21 protein-coding genes are annotated in these 14,310 nt (G+C 55.2%); 4 read left to right on the plus strand and 17 right to left on the minus strand.

The genetic code is table 11. The features are described from left to right. Window positions 1-469: 469 nt before the first annotated feature. Window positions 470-1,138 carry a tetratricopeptide repeat protein gene (locus OU421_RS00900; RefSeq protein ID WP_268186694.1) on the minus strand — a complete coding sequence of 223 codons (669 nt, stop codon included), beginning with the start codon at window positions 1,136-1,138 and terminating at the stop codon, window positions 470-472. A 104-nt stretch (window positions 1,139-1,242) separates the two neighbouring features. Here OU421_RS00900 and OU421_RS00905 point away from each other — a divergent pair, with 104 nt between their 5' ends. Together OU421_RS00905 and OU421_RS00910 are read left to right on the plus strand one after the other, a co-directional pair. Then, window positions 1,243-1,710 (plus strand): hydrogenase 3 maturation endopeptidase HyCI, encoded by a 468-nt coding sequence (locus tag OU421_RS00905; RefSeq protein ID WP_268186695.1) that lies wholly within the window; start codon window positions 1,243-1,245, stop codon window positions 1,708-1,710. A gap of 23 nt (window positions 1,711-1,733) precedes the next feature. After that, the gene (locus OU421_RS00910; protein WP_268186696.1) at window positions 1,734-2,000 is read left to right on the plus strand and encodes a hypothetical protein; all 267 of its coding nucleotides are present in this window, start codon (window positions 1,734-1,736) and stop codon (window positions 1,998-2,000) included. 8 nt (window positions 2,001-2,008) lie between these two features. Here the strand turns inward: OU421_RS00910 and OU421_RS00915 are convergent, their stop codons facing one another. From OU421_RS00915 to OU421_RS00985, 15 genes are all read right to left on the minus strand, one after another. Further along, window positions 2,009-2,821 carry a sulfite exporter TauE/SafE family protein gene (locus tag OU421_RS00915; protein ID WP_268186697.1) on the minus strand — a complete coding sequence of 271 codons (813 nt, stop codon included), beginning with the start codon at window positions 2,819-2,821 and terminating at the stop codon, window positions 2,009-2,011. Window positions 2,822-2,918: 97 nt separating this feature from the next. Next, the gene (locus OU421_RS00920) at window positions 2,919-3,320 is read right to left on the minus strand and encodes a 4Fe-4S dicluster domain-containing protein (RefSeq protein WP_268186698.1); all 402 of its coding nucleotides are present in this window, start codon (window positions 3,318-3,320) and stop codon (window positions 2,919-2,921) included. After that, window positions 3,317-4,330, minus strand: a complete 1,014-nt coding sequence (locus OU421_RS00925) for a respiratory chain complex I subunit 1 family protein (RefSeq protein ID WP_268186699.1) — start codon at window positions 4,328-4,330, stop codon at window positions 3,317-3,319. The genes OU421_RS00920 and OU421_RS00925 overlap by 4 nt, the downstream gene beginning before the upstream one ends. After that, window positions 4,327-5,547, minus strand: coding sequence for a hydrogenase large subunit (locus tag OU421_RS00930; RefSeq protein WP_268186701.1), 1,221 nt, complete (start codon window positions 5,545-5,547; stop codon window positions 4,327-4,329). Before OU421_RS00930 ends, OU421_RS00925 begins: the two co-directional genes overlap by 4 nt. Further along, window positions 5,537-6,271 (minus strand): NADH-quinone oxidoreductase subunit C, encoded by a 735-nt coding sequence (locus tag OU421_RS00935; protein ID WP_268186702.1) that lies wholly within the window; start codon window positions 6,269-6,271, stop codon window positions 5,537-5,539. The genes OU421_RS00930 and OU421_RS00935 overlap by 11 nt, the downstream gene beginning before the upstream one ends. Next, on the minus strand, window positions 6,268-6,699 hold the full coding sequence (locus tag OU421_RS00940; protein ID WP_268186703.1) for an NADH-quinone oxidoreductase subunit B family protein: 432 nt from the start codon (window positions 6,697-6,699) through the stop codon (window positions 6,268-6,270). Before OU421_RS00940 ends, OU421_RS00935 begins: the two co-directional genes overlap by 4 nt. A 1-nt stretch (window position 6,700) precedes the next feature. Further along, window positions 6,701-7,042, minus strand: coding sequence for a hydrogenase (locus tag OU421_RS00945; RefSeq protein ID WP_268186704.1), 342 nt, complete (start codon window positions 7,040-7,042; stop codon window positions 6,701-6,703). Next, window positions 7,042-8,613 carry a proton-conducting transporter transmembrane domain-containing protein gene (locus OU421_RS00950; RefSeq protein ID WP_326493512.1) on the minus strand — a complete coding sequence of 524 codons (1,572 nt, stop codon included), beginning with the start codon at window positions 8,611-8,613 and terminating at the stop codon, window positions 7,042-7,044. The genes OU421_RS00945 and OU421_RS00950 overlap by 1 nt, the downstream gene beginning before the upstream one ends. Beyond that, window positions 8,610-8,954: a sodium:proton antiporter gene (locus OU421_RS00955; RefSeq protein ID WP_268186705.1), complete on the minus strand. Its 345-nt coding sequence runs from the start codon at window positions 8,952-8,954 to the stop codon at window positions 8,610-8,612. The genes OU421_RS00950 and OU421_RS00955 overlap by 4 nt, the downstream gene beginning before the upstream one ends. Next, window positions 8,951-9,418: an MnhB domain-containing protein gene (locus OU421_RS00960; protein WP_268186706.1), complete on the minus strand. Its 468-nt coding sequence runs from the start codon at window positions 9,416-9,418 to the stop codon at window positions 8,951-8,953. Before OU421_RS00960 ends, OU421_RS00955 begins: the two co-directional genes overlap by 4 nt. Beyond that, window positions 9,405-9,692, minus strand: a complete 288-nt coding sequence (gene mbhE, locus OU421_RS00965; RefSeq protein WP_268186707.1) for a hydrogen gas-evolving membrane-bound hydrogenase subunit E — start codon at window positions 9,690-9,692, stop codon at window positions 9,405-9,407. Before mbhE ends, OU421_RS00960 begins: the two co-directional genes overlap by 14 nt. After that, window positions 9,689-9,946, minus strand: a complete 258-nt coding sequence (locus tag OU421_RS00970; RefSeq protein ID WP_268186708.1) for a hydrogenase subunit MbhD domain-containing protein — start codon at window positions 9,944-9,946, stop codon at window positions 9,689-9,691. Before OU421_RS00970 ends, mbhE begins: the two co-directional genes overlap by 4 nt. After that, complete coding sequence (gene mnhG / locus OU421_RS00975) at window positions 9,939-10,301, minus strand: monovalent cation/H(+) antiporter subunit G (protein ID WP_268186710.1); 363 nt, start codon at window positions 10,299-10,301, stop codon at window positions 9,939-9,941. The genes OU421_RS00970 and mnhG overlap by 8 nt, the downstream gene beginning before the upstream one ends. A gap of 1 nt (window position 10,302) precedes the next feature. Continuing rightward, the gene (locus OU421_RS00980) at window positions 10,303-10,560 is read right to left on the minus strand and encodes a cation:proton antiporter (RefSeq protein WP_268186711.1); all 258 of its coding nucleotides are present in this window, start codon (window positions 10,558-10,560) and stop codon (window positions 10,303-10,305) included. Then, window positions 10,557-11,084 carry a Na+/H+ antiporter subunit E gene (locus OU421_RS00985; RefSeq protein ID WP_268186712.1) on the minus strand — a complete coding sequence of 176 codons (528 nt, stop codon included), beginning with the start codon at window positions 11,082-11,084 and terminating at the stop codon, window positions 10,557-10,559. The genes OU421_RS00980 and OU421_RS00985 overlap by 4 nt, the downstream gene beginning before the upstream one ends. 216 nt (window positions 11,085-11,300) lie before the next feature. On the opposite strand from OU421_RS00985, the gene OU421_RS00990 reads away from it, so the two are divergent. Further along, window positions 11,301-12,713, plus strand: coding sequence for a phosphoadenosine phosphosulfate reductase domain-containing protein (locus tag OU421_RS00990; RefSeq protein WP_268186713.1), 1,413 nt, complete (start codon window positions 11,301-11,303; stop codon window positions 12,711-12,713). Next, entirely contained in the window at window positions 12,688-13,293 is a 606-nt protein-coding gene (gene hisH / locus OU421_RS00995) for an imidazole glycerol phosphate synthase subunit HisH (RefSeq protein WP_268186714.1), read from the plus strand. The genes OU421_RS00990 and hisH overlap by 26 nt, the downstream gene beginning before the upstream one ends. Window positions 13,294-13,630: 337 nt before the next feature. Here the strand turns inward: hisH and OU421_RS01000 are convergent, their stop codons facing one another. After that, window positions 13,631-14,308, minus strand: coding sequence for an ArsR/SmtB family transcription factor (locus OU421_RS01000; RefSeq protein WP_268186715.1), 678 nt, complete (start codon window positions 14,306-14,308; stop codon window positions 13,631-13,633). Window positions 14,309-14,310 lie beyond the last annotated feature (2 nt).

Raw genomic sequence — 14,310 nt, forward strand, 5'->3', positions numbered from 1 at the left:
CAACACAATCCTGCCTCCGGGCACGCGTGGGGTTCAACCATTTCTGATCTGTTCGGTGAGCCCCGTGCAATATCTTCCTGATGCTACGTGCATGACTTTTGACGTCGCTTAATTAACGTCTTATGGCCCAATCGTTTACACGTTAGCATATGTCTGGAAAACTGAACAATTAACCGCCCATACTCCACGTCCATTATTTCCAGCGACAGCAGGAAGTTGTTGAGCCCAAACCCCTGTTGAAAATTAGGGCCCACATTACAGATTACATAAGTACCGCGGGCAATACTGACCAGTATTCAACATATTTTTCATCCGCAACATTTGACCCGACAAAAAAAGGATAAGCCAGACTCCCGTTTCTGATAACCATCCGACCATTGTGAATATCTAAGCACGCTCGATTTCCTTCGAATCAATATATAGAGCCGAATAATAGAAAATTCAAAAAAAGAGAAGGAATTCCAAGGGATTACCGATACCAGCGCCGGGACATGAGGAACAGCACGCCTGCACCAAGAACGGCGCCTGCCGCCGGGAACGGTGCCTCTGTCGGTTCTGAAGGAGTTACCGCATCCCCAACATTCGCCTGTGCAAAGTGAAGGTTTCCCTGTGCACGGACATCGTCCGGGTTGATCTCAAGCGCCTTTTGTGAAACCGCGATCTCCTTTTCGTACTCGCCCATCTGCCCGTAGGCGGTTCCCTGGATAATATAGGCTTCAATCATGTCCGGGTTCAGTGCGATTGCCTTATCTGCTGCGACAACCGCCTCATCATAGCGCCCGAGGTTCACAAGGGCATCAGCGCTGACCACCCATGCCTCCGTCTGGTTCTGGTTCAGTGCGATTGCTGCCTTACCTGCTGTGAGTGCACCTGCATAATCGCCCTGTGCCGAACTGATGCCCGCCTTCGTCACCCAGGCAAGGGTGAAGTTCCCGTCAATTGCCAGTGCAGCGTCGATATGCTCCATCGCTGTAGAATAATTTCCGGCTCCTGCTTCATCCACGGCCAGGTTGTAGAGATCGATCTTCTCAACGGCAACCGTATCCACAGAAACATCTTCAGCGGACACAGCGGGAATACCAGCTGCGATGAAAAATGCTACTGCTATAAGGATGCCTGTAATGCCTCTTCGTGTCATCCATTCAGAGGTTTCTTTCCGAATCTATAATCAGTTGCGGTCAATCCCATTTGACTACCCTTTGAATTGATCCCATTATGCCATATCGCCTCCCACATACTGGTGTGAAATTGCTCCTTGGAGTCGGAAATACGATGCTGGGCGATGACGGTATCGGCCCGTGGATGGCAGAGCGCATAAAAAACTGCCCCGGCTGGCACGCGGAAGACTGCGGGACTGCGCCGGAGAACTTTACCGGAGTGGTCAGAAAGATGCAGCCACGCCTGCTTGTCATTGTCGATGCTGCAGACATGCGCCTTACTCCCGGAGAATTCCGGAAAATCCTTCCCGATTCAGTCGGACAGGCTGGATTTGACACACACTCCCTCCCTCTCACGCATATCATCGGATACCTGCGGGAGAACATGCCGGAGATGCCGGAGATACTTCTCATCGGTATCCAGCCAGGGCCGGTTACCTTCACAGATGTTGTATCAGCCCCCGTCATCCGCGGGGGAGAAGAGGTGGCAGAGATGCTCTGCAATGGAAAAGAAGCACAGATTCCAGAATACATCCCAAAACAGGAAGAATAAACAGGACATAGGTGAACAACTGCATGATACGATGCCCGCGATGCAACAGCAAAGAGATCTACGCTGTTGCCGGAGGATATGGCGGCAACTACTACCGCTGCAAAAAATGCGGCTATTCGGGGGCGTTTGTTGTAGAATATGACAATGACAAGGCACCCGAAGAGGAGCGCAAACTGCAGGCGGAGTACCGCGAGGAAGTGCAGGAGTATGAAAAGAAACGCCAGCCCCTCGCATGGATACTCCTCGCCCTCCTTATCATTGCCATCATTTATTTCGTTGGGTTCCGCTGACAGCTTCCCTAGAACACCCCGAACATCTTCAGGCTGCTCAAAAGAAGCAGCCCGACAAAGAGCCACTCGAGATTGCGTGCGGATATGCTGTGCGAGAGGCTGACGCCGACAAAGGACGCGGGGATGGAGGTCACCACAAGGATTACCCACTGGTGGAGGTCTACATACCCGAGCGAAGGGGCGGGAATGCCGGTCACCCCCCACCCGAATATGATATACGCAAGCACCCCGCCTGCAGAGGCAAAGATCAGGAACGCTGTGGATGTCCCAACCGCCCGGTGTATCTCATATCCGGATACGAGGGTCAGAAAGAGCACGATCAGGTAACCGCCGCCGATCCCCAAAAGCCCGGAGAGAAACCCGAAGAGGGCTCCTGCAATGATGAACAGACGGACCGCAGTGTCACGCTCATCATCCACAGCATACGCCGGTTTCAGTGCCATCTTGACAGCCGCACCGAGGAGCAGGGCACCGAAGAGATATCGCAGCCAGTCGCCGTGCACTGATGTGGCCACGTATGCCCCGGCGATGGCCGCAAAAAAGCCGGGAACACACATCAGCTTCACCGCGTCCCACGCCACCGCCCCCTTTTTTGAATGCCCGGACGAGGTGGCGATCGCCGTTGGCAGGACAACCGCAAGGCTCGTTGCAAAGGCTACGCGGGTGGCAAGTGTAGGGTCGGTCCCAAGCAAATCGGCTAAAACCCAGTACTGCACCGGGACCATCACAAACCCGCCGCCGACGCCAAGAATACCTGCTCCAAGTCCGGCAATAGTTCCGGTCAGCCCAAGAATCAGCACCGTCTGAATAAAAATATCCATTCTCTCTCCCGATACCGGCGGCATGCGTCACCGGCACTGAGTACTCTCCAGAAATGAGCTGAACACATAAAAAAGAACTGATGAGAGTAATGTATGATTACTCAATAATCAGGTTTTCTGCGTAGCGGTCCGTATCCGCCACCATGAACTCGTCACTCATGTGCATGCATGACACCGGGCAGGCGTCATTGCACTGGGAACAGAAGATGCACTGGGTGACGAAGATACGCACCGTCTTTGTCTCCGGGATAAATTCGATCGCGTTTGCCGGGCAGACACGGATACAGAGTTTGCACCCGATGCATGCATCACGGTCATAGGTAATCTTCCCCCGGAAGTTCTCCGGCACGGGGACAGGCGGTGTGATCTCTGCCTCTCCTGCAGCGACCTTCTCCAGATAACCGGTGATGCTCTTCGGGAGATAGCGGGCCGGGAAGAGGTTTGTTGCCGGTTTCTTCAGGAACTGACGGAGCACTTCAGGGAATGCAGGAAGGTTCATGCGACGACCCCCATGCCAAGCATAGCATCAAGAACGAGGAGAATCATGCCGGCAAACCCGATGAGGGTGATGTATCCCCAGTAAAAGGTCACCAGATGATTGATGCGGAAGCGGGCCATGCCCACCCGTATCAGGGAGACTGAGAAGAACACCACCAGAAGCACCTTCACCGCAAAGAACACCAGATCCGCGATGATACCGGCTGCACCTGCGAGGGGAACAAACCAGGTGATGTTCCACGGCAGAAAGAGCACCACCGCAAGCGTTGCCATCGCAACAGTCTTTACAGCGCCTGAGAGCGTAAAGAGGGCGAGATTTTTCCCGGAATACTCTACAAGAATTCCGCCGCAGAGTTCTGTCTCTGCTTCCGGGGTATCGCAGGGCACCCGCGAGAGTTCAGCGGGCGTAACCCAGGCCATCGCAACCATCAGAAGCAGCATGCCAATGATACCGGGGATGCCCACGATACTCCATACCGGTGTCTGGGCGATGGTCACCAGCGAGAAGGGGTCAGTGACGCCTGCCGCGTAGAGCCGCCATGCAATCGCGATGACTGCAATTGCAAGCGGCATCTCATAGGCAATCATCGTGACCATCTCACGCTGGGAACCGACTGTTGCATACGGGGAGCCGGATGCAAGACCGCCTGCGACCATCGCAAGACCGGGCACAGTCAGGAGATAGAGGACAAGGATAATATCGCCCCATCCGCCGAGGACCGGCGCAATGCTGCCGATGGGCAGGTAGAGGAGAATCGTCACCGATGCCGCAAGCGCAATGACGGGAGCCGCGTTGAAGACCGACGTCACCGCATTCTTCGGGATGATATTGTCCTTGCAGAACAGTTTTGCGATATCAATAAACGGCTGGTGCAGGGGCGGGCCGTAACGTGCCTGCATCCGTGCCGCACACTTTCGGTCAACGCCCTGCAGAACCAGCCCGAAGAGGATGCCATAGACGGCGATACCAATACACCCGATAACCGCCGTTATCGGAACCATTCCGATCATTCCTGCAGCCTCCGTGTCTTCTCCACCGAGAGGCGGTGCAGCGCTTCTCCCGTCATCACATCCTGCCGGCCGTCACGGATGACCGAGACACGGTCGGTGCAGGACATGCACGGGTCAATGGATGCGACGATGATGGGAATATCTGCAATCTGTTCGCCCTGCAGGATATTGAGCCACGACATCTGGTTGGAATAGGTGGATGCCTTTACTTTCCATGCTTCAGGCGCTTCAGACCGATTCATCCGGACGTAGTGGAAGCACTCACCACGGGGCGCCTCCACCCGGCCGATAGCCTCACCCTCTGCTTTCTTGCAGGTGGCAAGGATCTTCGCGTACTTCGTCTCCCAGAGAACCGGCCCCACAGGCATCTGGTCCATGAGTTCCCGGACGATGCGGATGGACTCCACCACTTCAAAGAGGCGGACCACGATCCGGTCATACACATCGCCGTGAATCCCGTCGCTGTAGACATCCGGTAGGACGGGTTTCACTTCGATGTCGCCGTACGCCGCATAGGGAGCGTCTGAACGGACATCCAGCGCGAGGCCGGATGCACGGGCAGTCGGCCCCACCGTGCAGAGTTCAAGGGCGTCACGTTCGGAAAGCACTCCGCAGTTCATGCTGCGCAGTTTGATCGTGGTGTCCTCCAAAAAGAGGGTCACCAGTTTGTTCACCAGCCCTTCATAGGTCTGCAGGGCCTGTTCGATGCGGGGGAACTGGTCCTCCGTGAAGTCACGGCGCACACCGCCCACCTGGACGATGCCATAGTTCACCCGGTTGCCGGTGAGGTACTCGATGACGTCCATCGCCTCTTCGCGGACCCGCCATGCGAGGTGGAAGAGGGTGTCAAATCCCAGTTCGTGGGCGGCAACACCCGCCCAGAGCAGGTGCGACTGGATACGCTCGAATTCAGCAATGATGCTTCTCACGTAGTGCGCCCGTTCCGGCACTTCAATCTCTGCGATCTGCTCAATTGCACGCGAGAAGGCAAGCGTATGGGACACGCCACAGATACCGCAGATGCGGTCGCAGAGATGGGCAATCTGTACAGGGTTTCTGCGCATGCCCATCCATTCGATCGCACGGTGCGTCTTTCCGGGGGCAAAATCAACGCCTTTGATCTGCTCACCCTGAATATCAAAGGTGAAGAGAATCGGCTCTTTAAAGGCAGGATGGATTGGCCCGATGGGGATATTGTACACAGGTTTATTCGCCATTCGTGTTCACCTCCGGTTCAGGAACATCGGCTATATCAGGTGCATCCGGTGCAGGTGCAGGGGCGGGTTCAGATGCCGGGGACTCTGCAGGAATCGTCTCCTTTGAGGCAGCATTCTCAGTCGCCGGTTCCTTCGGTTTCCGGACCTTCTTCTCCTTCGGTTTCACCGGCGGAGCGGGACGGTCTCCTGGTCTACCGGATGCCCAGAGGTGGTTCACCATATCTTCCGTGATGCCAGTCTCATCCTTCCGCCACGGGTAGACCCCTTCGGGGAAATCGGCAGGGAGGAAGAGACCACGCGGGTCAGGAATACCTGCGACGGTTACGCCCAGCATCTCCTGTTTTTCGCGTTCGGTGTAAACCGCACCCGGAATCAGGTGGGAGATGGTCGGCACAACGAGGTTCTTCTTCGGGACAGGAACCGCGATCGTGATGTTCACCTCTGCACCACGAATGCCGTAAAATACCTGCATATGGTAGAGCAGTTCAACGGCGTCACCAGTGTCCACGCCTGAGACCACCGCAAGATGCGGGTAGTCGATGTCAATGACGGTCTCCAGTGTTGCAACGAGGTCCGCTGGTGTTGTCCGCAGCCAGATACTCGCCACTGTGGTCTTTTTCAGACCTTCAGCCCAAACTTCCGTCCGGACATCATGAATGCTCTTCGGACCGTTTTTCTGTAGGATAACAGCTATCTGTTCCGCTGAGAGTGCCTGTCGTGTCATTGTTTTGCCTCCAGGCTTTCAAGTTTGGCGATTGCTTTCACAACCCCATCGATTATTGCCTCCGGGCGTGGCGCACAGCCCGGCACATAGATATCCACCGGAATGACATCGCCCACCGGGCCGTCCAGATTATAGGAGTCAAAGAAGACCCCGCCGGACTGGCCGCATGAACCGATGCACATAACAACCTTCGGGTTCGGCATCTGGGCATACACCCTGCGCAGGCGATCAGCCATATCATGGACAACCGGGCCTGTCACCAGGAGCACATCCGCGTGCCGGGGAGAACCGACGAGTTTTATCCCGAAGCGCTCGGGATCATACCGTGGCGTTAACGCCGCCACAATCTCGATATCACATCCGTTACATGACCCTGAGTTGAAATGGAATACCCAGAGCGACCGGTTGAATGATGGTGACAGACGCATCTCAGATCACCCCGATAAAGATGAAGAGGAGGGCAAATGTGCCCAAAAACCAGAGCACATAGTCCGTGAGGCACCCGGTATGCAGGGGAATAACCCGTGCATAATAACCTTTCATTGCCTCGGTGAAACCCCAGTAGAGGTTTGAACCGCCGATATGGCCATCTTCCGGTGACGGTTCGTCGTTTCCGGAGATATATGACTTGCCGGATTCGCCATCTCCCGGAATATCCGGTTCACCGAGCCGCTGGATGGCCCATGCAAGAAGCAGCGCCACCACAAATGCGACGAGCCATATAACAGGGTTCCATGCCCCGAATCCGGTGTATAATGTCTCTGCTATCATCAGATCCCTCCGAATACGGTGGCCACATACGCACTCTGATCAATGAGGGCATCTGCGGCAGGAGCAATCACTGTCGTTACAATCTGTTCCGGGAAGACACCCATGAGAATCGTCAGGAGCGCAAGCACCGCCATTGCAGCAAGCATCGGTTTGGGCACTTCCCCGGCGTCTGCATGCCGCGGCTGCTCCGGCCCCATGAATATCGCATGGAAGACCTTCACAAACGAGGCAAGGGTCAGAATGGAGACGACCATCGCGATGACCGCAATCACCGGGCTGAACGCAAAGACCGATTCATAGATCATCAGTTTGGAGGCAAACCCGTTGAACGGCGGAATGCCTGCAATCGCAAGGGCACCGATGATAAAGAAGAGCATCGTCCACTTCATCGAGTGGCCAAGTCCGCCCATCTTGTTGAGGTTCCTCGTGCCCGTCTGCAGGAATATTGCTCCTGCCGTCAGGAAGAGGAGGCCCTTATACATCGCATGGTTCACGATGTGAAAGATGCCGCCCTCCATTGCCGTCCGGCCAAAAGCGTCCATTGCAGCGGCGTCACCGAGGACGACCAGGCCCACACCCACACCGAGGAGCATGTAGCCGGACTGGGATACCGCGTGATATGCCATCAGCCGTTTCACATCCTTCTGCGGGATGGCCATCGTGACACCGACGAACATCGAGAGCACACCGAGGATGATGACTGCCCATCCTACAGTGACATAGCTGAGCGTCAGCCCGTAGACACTGAAGAGGATACGGAAGAGCCCGTAAAGGCCCGCCTGACTGGCAACCACCAGAAATGCAGTCACCGCACCGGGGGCCATCGAGTAGGCGTCCGGTGTCCAGAAGTGCAGAGGTACTGCGCCCGCCTTGAGGGCAAGACCTGCCACAAAGAGGGCGAGGGCCACCTTGTCGAGCATCGTGTAGCTCATCCGTGAGGCGATGACGGCCATATTGAGCGAGTCATACTGCCCGTAGAGAAGGGCAATCGCGTAGAGGACCATCAGGCCCGCGAGGGTTGAGAGGAACCCATACTTCAGGCCCGCCTCGACCGAGACGCCCTTGTCAATCCGGTATGCGACAAGCGCCGCACCCGCAAGGGAGTTGATCTCAAGGAATACAAAGAAGTTGAAGAGATCACCCGTGCAGACCATGCCAAGGATACCCACCAAGAGGAGGAGCATCAGGGCATAGTAGCCGTCCTTCCCTGAGGAACGGCGTTCGCTTGCAACCGAATACAGGCAGGTGATAAAGCCCACAAACGAGGCGAAGACCGCCATGAAGGCACTCATCGCATCCACGGTGAAGACGATGCGGATGGGGATGCCGCCGGAATCAGCCGGAAGAGCATCCGCAGGAGACGCCGCACCGAAGGTATAGAGCACCGGCCCGCCGGAGAGGACCGTCCATGCAAGGAGTGCGGCAATCACAAAGGTGATGAGCCCCACACCAAGGACCCACCCGGTGCGGGCGGAATCGCCCAGTCTGCCCACGAGTGGCAGGGCGAAGGCGCCTAACATCGGGAGTGCGATGAGGAGTGCCGGGGCGTTTGCGATGATGAAGTCCATCATTCTTTGAGCCTCCGCATTTCGGTGACATCGCGTGTCCCGTATTTTTTGTAGATTACCAGAACAAACGAGAGCAGAAGTGCCGTTGTCGCAATGCCGATGACGATGTTTGTCAGGGTCATTGCCTGCACGGTCGGCATCACCATATCAGTCGAGGGTGCGTTCGTAAAGATCGGCGCCACTCCGCCGGATATGTAGCCGGTTGCGACGAGAAGCAGATTCACTCCTGCCTCAACCAGTGCAAGGCCCATCACCATCTTGATAAGATCTTTTTTGGTGACAATGACCACGAGGCCGATGATGACCAGAAGGCCCGCACAGAAGAACGGAACATTCTCAATCATTCTGCATCACCCTTCAGACCCCCGAGCATTGCAAGGAGGAGGAGCCCCATCGCACCGAGGACCTCAATGCCCACCGCGATATTCAGGACCGGAATGATTCCGCCCGTATTGATGTCGCCGGGATTGATCCCAAAGGCGACCGGGGTCGCAAAGATCGTGCCTGCGTCAAGCAGCCAGTTGCCGAAGAACGCCAGGCCTGCAGTGAGCGCAAGAAGCGCCGTCCCGATAAAGAGGAGCAGACCCGCCGTTTCACTGTTTTTGAGAACATGTTTTGAGACGGATGCCCGCACATTCTCATACGAGTAAGCGACCATCAGGAGGACGACTGCGGTTGCAATGACCGCACCGCCCTGGAATCCACCGCCGGGTGTCAGGTGCCCGTGCACAACGATATAAAAGCCGTATACCAAAATGAACGGCATCAGGATATTCGCCCCTGACCGGACGAGATTACTCATATTCATATTCATCCTCCTTTTTGCCCAGACGGCGGAAGACAAGCCCCGCGCCTAAGACAACGGTGAAGAGCACTGTTGCCTCACCGAGCGTATCGAACCCACGGTAGTCGAAGACCACACCGGTCACAATATTGTTGCTGCCGGTCTCCTCCTGCCCGTGGGCAAGCATGTAGTCATCCATGTCCGTGTAGGCAGGTGTTCCAAAGGAGAGGCCAAGGCCTGCCATGAGGAAGGCCACTGCACAGACGATGAGAACACCATACTGCAGAGCGTTCTTCATTCAGACGCACCCCCGTCTTTTTTGTCCGTGCCGCGGATGGCAATAACAAAGATTGCTGTCGTGAGGCCCGCACCGATACCGGCTTCTGCGATGGCAACATCAGGCGCCTGCAGCATCAGGAACTCCAGAGAAAGGAGGAAACTGAAGGCACCGAAGGCGATCGCTGCAGAGATCAGGTCGTCCAGATACCAGATCATGCATGCCGATATGACCAGCCCTGCAAGGAGCAGGATGTGAACCGCGAGTTCAATCATCCATATCAACTCCTTTCAGCCGGTCCACCACGGCAGGATCAGGTCGGACACCGGACCGGTATGCTGCACGCCCGATGGCATGGGCACCGATTGCATTCGTAAAGATGAGCGCCGCAAGCGCAAGCACGGTGTGCAGCCCGAGGACTGCATACTGCACGTCACCGGTTGTGAGATACACACCGGCTTCGGTGATGATGACGGCGATACAGATGAATATTGCACCGCAGGTCGTCATCTTCGTCTCCGCATGCAGGCGGGTATACACGTCAGGGAACCGCAGGATGCCCACCACACCGAGGCCTGCTGCAAGAAGCCCGAGACCTAAGAAGATAGTCACCAGAAGATCTGCTGCCATATCAGAGGTCACCTCCGATATACTTCGCAAGCCAGAGTGTGCCTACAAAGGAGAGGAGTGCATAAACGATGGCCACATCGACATAGACCGTCTCGTTGAACGCGACACCAAAGACGATGATCCCGCAGACCGTAATCGTGTTCACCGCATCAAGCGCCACCACACGGTCCGGTGCGGTCGGGCCCAACCAGAGACGCACCATTGCGAGAATGACAAAAAGGAGAAGAAGACCTAATGTCACAACCCAGATATCGGTCATTCCGCGATCCTCCGGACCCATTCATGAATCTTAAAGAATGAGAAGAGACCTGCAGCATCGGCAGTTTTCTGCTTCACCATTTCGCTGGGGACAGCGAGCATGTGAATATAGAAGTCACCGGTCTTCTCATTCGATTCAAGGGTCAGCGTACCCGGTGTCAGGGTAATGGAATTTGCAAAAAGAAGCTGACCGAACCCGCTCTTGATGCCGGGATTGACCTTTACGATGCCGGGAGAAATTTTCCCGGTAATTATCCGTATTGCCACATCGATGTTTGCCCGGATGAGTTCCAGGAAGAAGGGAATACAGAGATACAGACCAAGGAGCACCCACCGGAGTGGATGCGCCATACGATAGTCGTCACCGGAACAGAACCATTTTGCCGATGCCGCAGAGACGACGAGCGCAATGATACCGCCCGCGACTATCTCAAATGCTGACCAGAGCCAGATGTCACCGGACCCGGCTGTCAGCACCAGATACGTGCAGAACGCACAGATAAATGTCAAAATATACCGAATCATAGAGAACCAACACTCCAAGGCACTGTCACCCAGTATGCAGGGGGGGATTTTTCGATCTAAAATTCCCGGAAAGAGAGATATTCATAAAATTACCAGTTAACCACACAGATTCGCAGTACATTTTGCTATCCGCTAAGATTAACACTTTTGAATTATGTCAGGCATGGGATGCAGAAACACGCCCTTTTTTTATCACACAGAAGAAATGTTTGAGGAATGCGCCGATCATATCTCGGAAAAAACCACCTGCACTGGTGTGATACCTGTGGGACACCAGTGCTCGGAAAAAAGTGCAGCTGCGGTACGCAGACACGGGAAGTGGCACTCACCCCTCCCGGCGACATCCGGCCGGCTTTTGACGACGACATTGCCCATATAAACGCCGTATACCGCGAACATTTTGGTGCAGAACTGATACCAAAAGGGCATGTCGCCATCCTTAACAAGGTGCCTGACATCGACCGGATGGAAGAGATCATCATGGGCGGCGCTGTTGTCGGTGCCGTCCGGTTCTACCCGGACGAGGAACGCTGGGAAGCGATGCCCAGGGCCGCTGCCGCCAACTATATGACACCCTCGATGCGGTATGTCGTGGTGGACCCCGGTGCAGAACCCTCCATACGGACCAAAGGGGCATCAGTCCTCGCACCCGGACTCATCTCCATTGAAGAGCATGTTGAAACGGGTGACGAAGTGTTCATCCTGATCCCTGACGGACGCTGTATCGGCGTCGGGCGGGCAAAAGTCTCCGCAGAGGAGGCACAGACCATGGAACGCGGCACCATCGCGCGCACGCGGAAGAACAAACCGGTCACCTGTGTGCCGTCAGAAAAGACGTGGGATGATGTGCTCACAGCGAATGAACGGATTCTTGACGGTGTCGAGGATGAGGCGATCACCTTTGTCAAGCGCACGATGGAGAGAAATCCAATGCCCGCAAATGTCTCCTACTCCGGCGGAAAAGACAGTCTTGCAACACTCCTCGTGGTACTAAAAGCGGCAGGCCCCCTCCCCCTCCTCTTTGCCGATACCGGCCTTGAATTTAAAGAGACCTACGAAAATGTAGAGCAGGTGGCAGACCATTACGGCCTTGAGGTGCTTCGGACGGATATGGCATCAGAGTTCTGGGACGAGATGGAGCGGCAGGGCCCGCCCGCAGTCGATGCACGCTGGTGCTGTAAGGTGTGCAAGCTCCAGCCGATAAAGAAACTGATTGAAGAGACATGGGGTGAATGCCTCTCATTCATCGGCCAGCGGAAATACGAATCATATAAGCGGATGAAGAGTCCGCGTGTCTGGCAAAGCCACAATATTCCTTCCCAGCTGTCGGCATCACCCATTCAGCACTGGACGGCACTCCATGTATGGCTCTACATCTTCCGCGAGAATGCCCCGTATAATGTCCTGTATTCAAAGCGTATCGACCGGATCGGATGTTTCATGTGCCCGTCGTCCGACTGGGCAACGTTCCGGCTGATCATGAAGGACTACCCGGAGGAGTGGCAGCGCTGGGAAGACGCACTGAATCAATACAAAGAAGAGCATGCGCTTCCAGACATCTGGGTGGAGAAAGCGCTCTGGCGCAAACGGGGAGACACTGAGGATGACGACGAAAGTAGCTATACTTGATTACGGAATAGGAAACCTCCGGAGCGTCAGCCGCGGGATGGAGAAGGCAGGGGTCACACCGGTCATCACAAAGGATACCACAGTGATGATGGGATGTGACGGGGTTGTCCTCCCCGGCGTCGGCGCTTTTTCAGAAGGAATGGACAAACTGGGAATTCTGCGTGAGGCGCTCTGCCGCTATGCGGAAGACCGGCCGGTTCTGGGCATCTGCCTTGGGATGCAGATGCTTCTCGAAAAGAGCACAGAATTCGGCCTGCACGAAGGGTTGGGACTCGTCCCCGGAGAAGTCCTCCCATTTGTTAAGACCCCCGGCATGAAGATCCCGCATATGGGATGGAATACGATCCACACCGAACAGCCCTCCCCTCTCTTTGATGGCATTCCGCAGGAGAGTTATGTTTACTTTGTCCACTCCTTCTATGCAAAAACCGGTGCGGAGCACACCCTCACGACAACCGACTATATCTGCCGATTTGCATCCTCAATATGGAACGGAAATGTATACGGCGTGCAGTTTCACCCGGAAAAGAGCGGAGATACCGGACTCGCCATCCTGAAGAACTTTATTTCCCTGCTGTGAAGAGCAGGATATATTTCTTTCAATTTCTTTCAATTTCTTTCAATTTCTTTCAATTTTTCCATAATTTTTTCCGGATTTCTGCTATCCTGCATAACACCACAGGGTTACACATTTGAGACGATTTCCAATTCCACACCCAATTCCGTACAGGGCGCTTCCCTAAGGGGGCTCTCGGGGGGAACCCCCTGACTGTGGGGAACCTGAACACCCCATCACCAGGAACAGGAAACCCCCCCTCTCTTTGACAACATACGCGGGAAGAGACCATACGTACACCTGCAGATACCTGCAAAAAACTGACCACAAACTGACAAAAAACAGAAAAAAGCAGAGAATATTATTGTCTGCGATACATCGCAACCAGTTCCAGGAGAAGCATGAGGAAGATCACCACAAACCCACCCATGAAGAATGCTATCGCAAGGACATTCGGAGCCGGACCGGGAGGCAGATAGCCTTCACCAGGCGCCATTGGCGCGGGAACCGGGGCTGCAACACGTAATACACTGGCTTTCTCTGCGTTTGCGCCGGTGGCGTCCACCTCTTCAGCTGAATAAACCACCATCTGCACATCGTCAGAAGAAGGCACTGCCCCGCTCAACAAACCCCCGTCAGCCTGGAAACCAAAGGTGGGCGCCATCGCAAGAAGCACAAGCGTTGCACAGATGATCAGTGCGAAGAGGGACGCGTATTTCAGAAGCACCGAGCGGAGGTCCGCTTTTCCGGGAGACATGATGACAACCTGCTGGCGCACCCCGTAGACCTTCACTACCCGCCCTTTCTCACTGTACCGGGTGCGCACAATCTCAACAAGACCTGCATCCAGTAGATTTTCAATCTGGTATTTCAGGGTCGTGATCGGCTGACCAAGCCGTTCGGATAACTCCGATAGCGTGAGCTCATCGTCTGAGAGAGCGGAAAGGACGTCATTTGCCGTATTGCTGGCCATCGCCTTTCCAATCTTCTTTGCCCGTTCGTCACCGGGCTCAAGGACAAGCACACCATCGTCTGTCATTT

Origin of the sequence: Methanogenium organophilum, from assembly GCF_026684035.1 — an archaeon.
GTDB classification, from domain to species: domain Archaea; phylum Halobacteriota; class Methanomicrobia; order Methanomicrobiales; family Methanomicrobiaceae; genus Methanogenium; species Methanogenium organophilum.

Coding starts and splice junctions, on each gene's coding strand:
- OU421_RS00900 (WP_268186694.1), bottom strand. CDS start 1,138: ATGACACGAAGAGGCATTACAGGCATCCTTATAGCAGTAGCATTTTTC.
- OU421_RS00970 (WP_268186708.1), bottom strand. CDS start 9,946: ATGATTGAACTCGCGGTTCACATCCTGCTCCTTGCAGGGCTGGTCATA.
- OU421_RS00910 (WP_268186696.1), top strand. CDS start 1,734: ATGATACGATGCCCGCGATGCAACAGCAAAGAGATCTACGCTGTTGCC.
- OU421_RS00955 (WP_268186705.1), bottom strand. CDS start 8,954: ATGATTGAGAATGTTCCGTTCTTCTGTGCGGGCCTTCTGGTCATCATC.
- OU421_RS00980 (WP_268186711.1), bottom strand. CDS start 10,560: ATGACCGATATCTGGGTTGTGACATTAGGTCTTCTTCTCCTTTTTGTC.
- OU421_RS00935 (WP_268186702.1), bottom strand. CDS start 6,271: ATGACACGACAGGCACTCTCAGCGGAACAGATAGCTGTTATCCTACAG.
- mbhE (WP_268186707.1), bottom strand. CDS start 9,692: ATGAAGAACGCTCTGCAGTATGGTGTTCTCATCGTCTGTGCAGTGGCC.
- OU421_RS00915 (WP_268186697.1), bottom strand. CDS start 2,821: ATGGATATTTTTATTCAGACGGTGCTGATTCTTGGGCTGACCGGAACT.
- OU421_RS00920 (WP_268186698.1), bottom strand. CDS start 3,320: ATGAACCTTCCTGCATTCCCTGAAGTGCTCCGTCAGTTCCTGAAGAAA.
- OU421_RS00945 (WP_268186704.1), bottom strand. CDS start 7,042: ATGATAGCAGAGACATTATACACCGGATTCGGGGCATGGAACCCTGTT.
- OU421_RS00950 (WP_326493512.1), bottom strand. CDS start 8,613: ATGATGGACTTCATCATCGCAAACGCCCCGGCACTCCTCATCGCACTC.
- mnhG (WP_268186710.1), bottom strand. CDS start 10,301: ATGGCAGCAGATCTTCTGGTGACTATCTTCTTAGGTCTCGGGCTTCTT.
- OU421_RS00940 (WP_268186703.1), bottom strand. CDS start 6,699: ATGCGTCTGTCACCATCATTCAACCGGTCGCTCTGGGTATTCCATTTC.
- hisH (WP_268186714.1), top strand. CDS start 12,688: ATGACGACGAAAGTAGCTATACTTGATTACGGAATAGGAAACCTCCGG.
- OU421_RS00930 (WP_268186701.1), bottom strand. CDS start 5,547: ATGGCGAATAAACCTGTGTACAATATCCCCATCGGGCCAATCCATCCT.
- OU421_RS00925 (WP_268186699.1), bottom strand. CDS start 4,330: ATGATCGGAATGGTTCCGATAACGGCGGTTATCGGGTGTATTGGTATC.
- OU421_RS01000 (WP_268186715.1), bottom strand. CDS start 14,308: ATGACAGACGATGGTGTGCTTGTCCTTGAGCCCGGTGACGAACGGGCA.
- OU421_RS00990 (WP_268186713.1), top strand. CDS start 11,301: ATGCGCCGATCATATCTCGGAAAAAACCACCTGCACTGGTGTGATACC.
- OU421_RS00960 (WP_268186706.1), bottom strand. CDS start 9,418: ATGAATATGAGTAATCTCGTCCGGTCAGGGGCGAATATCCTGATGCCG.
- OU421_RS00985 (WP_268186712.1), bottom strand. CDS start 11,084: ATGATTCGGTATATTTTGACATTTATCTGTGCGTTCTGCACGTATCTG.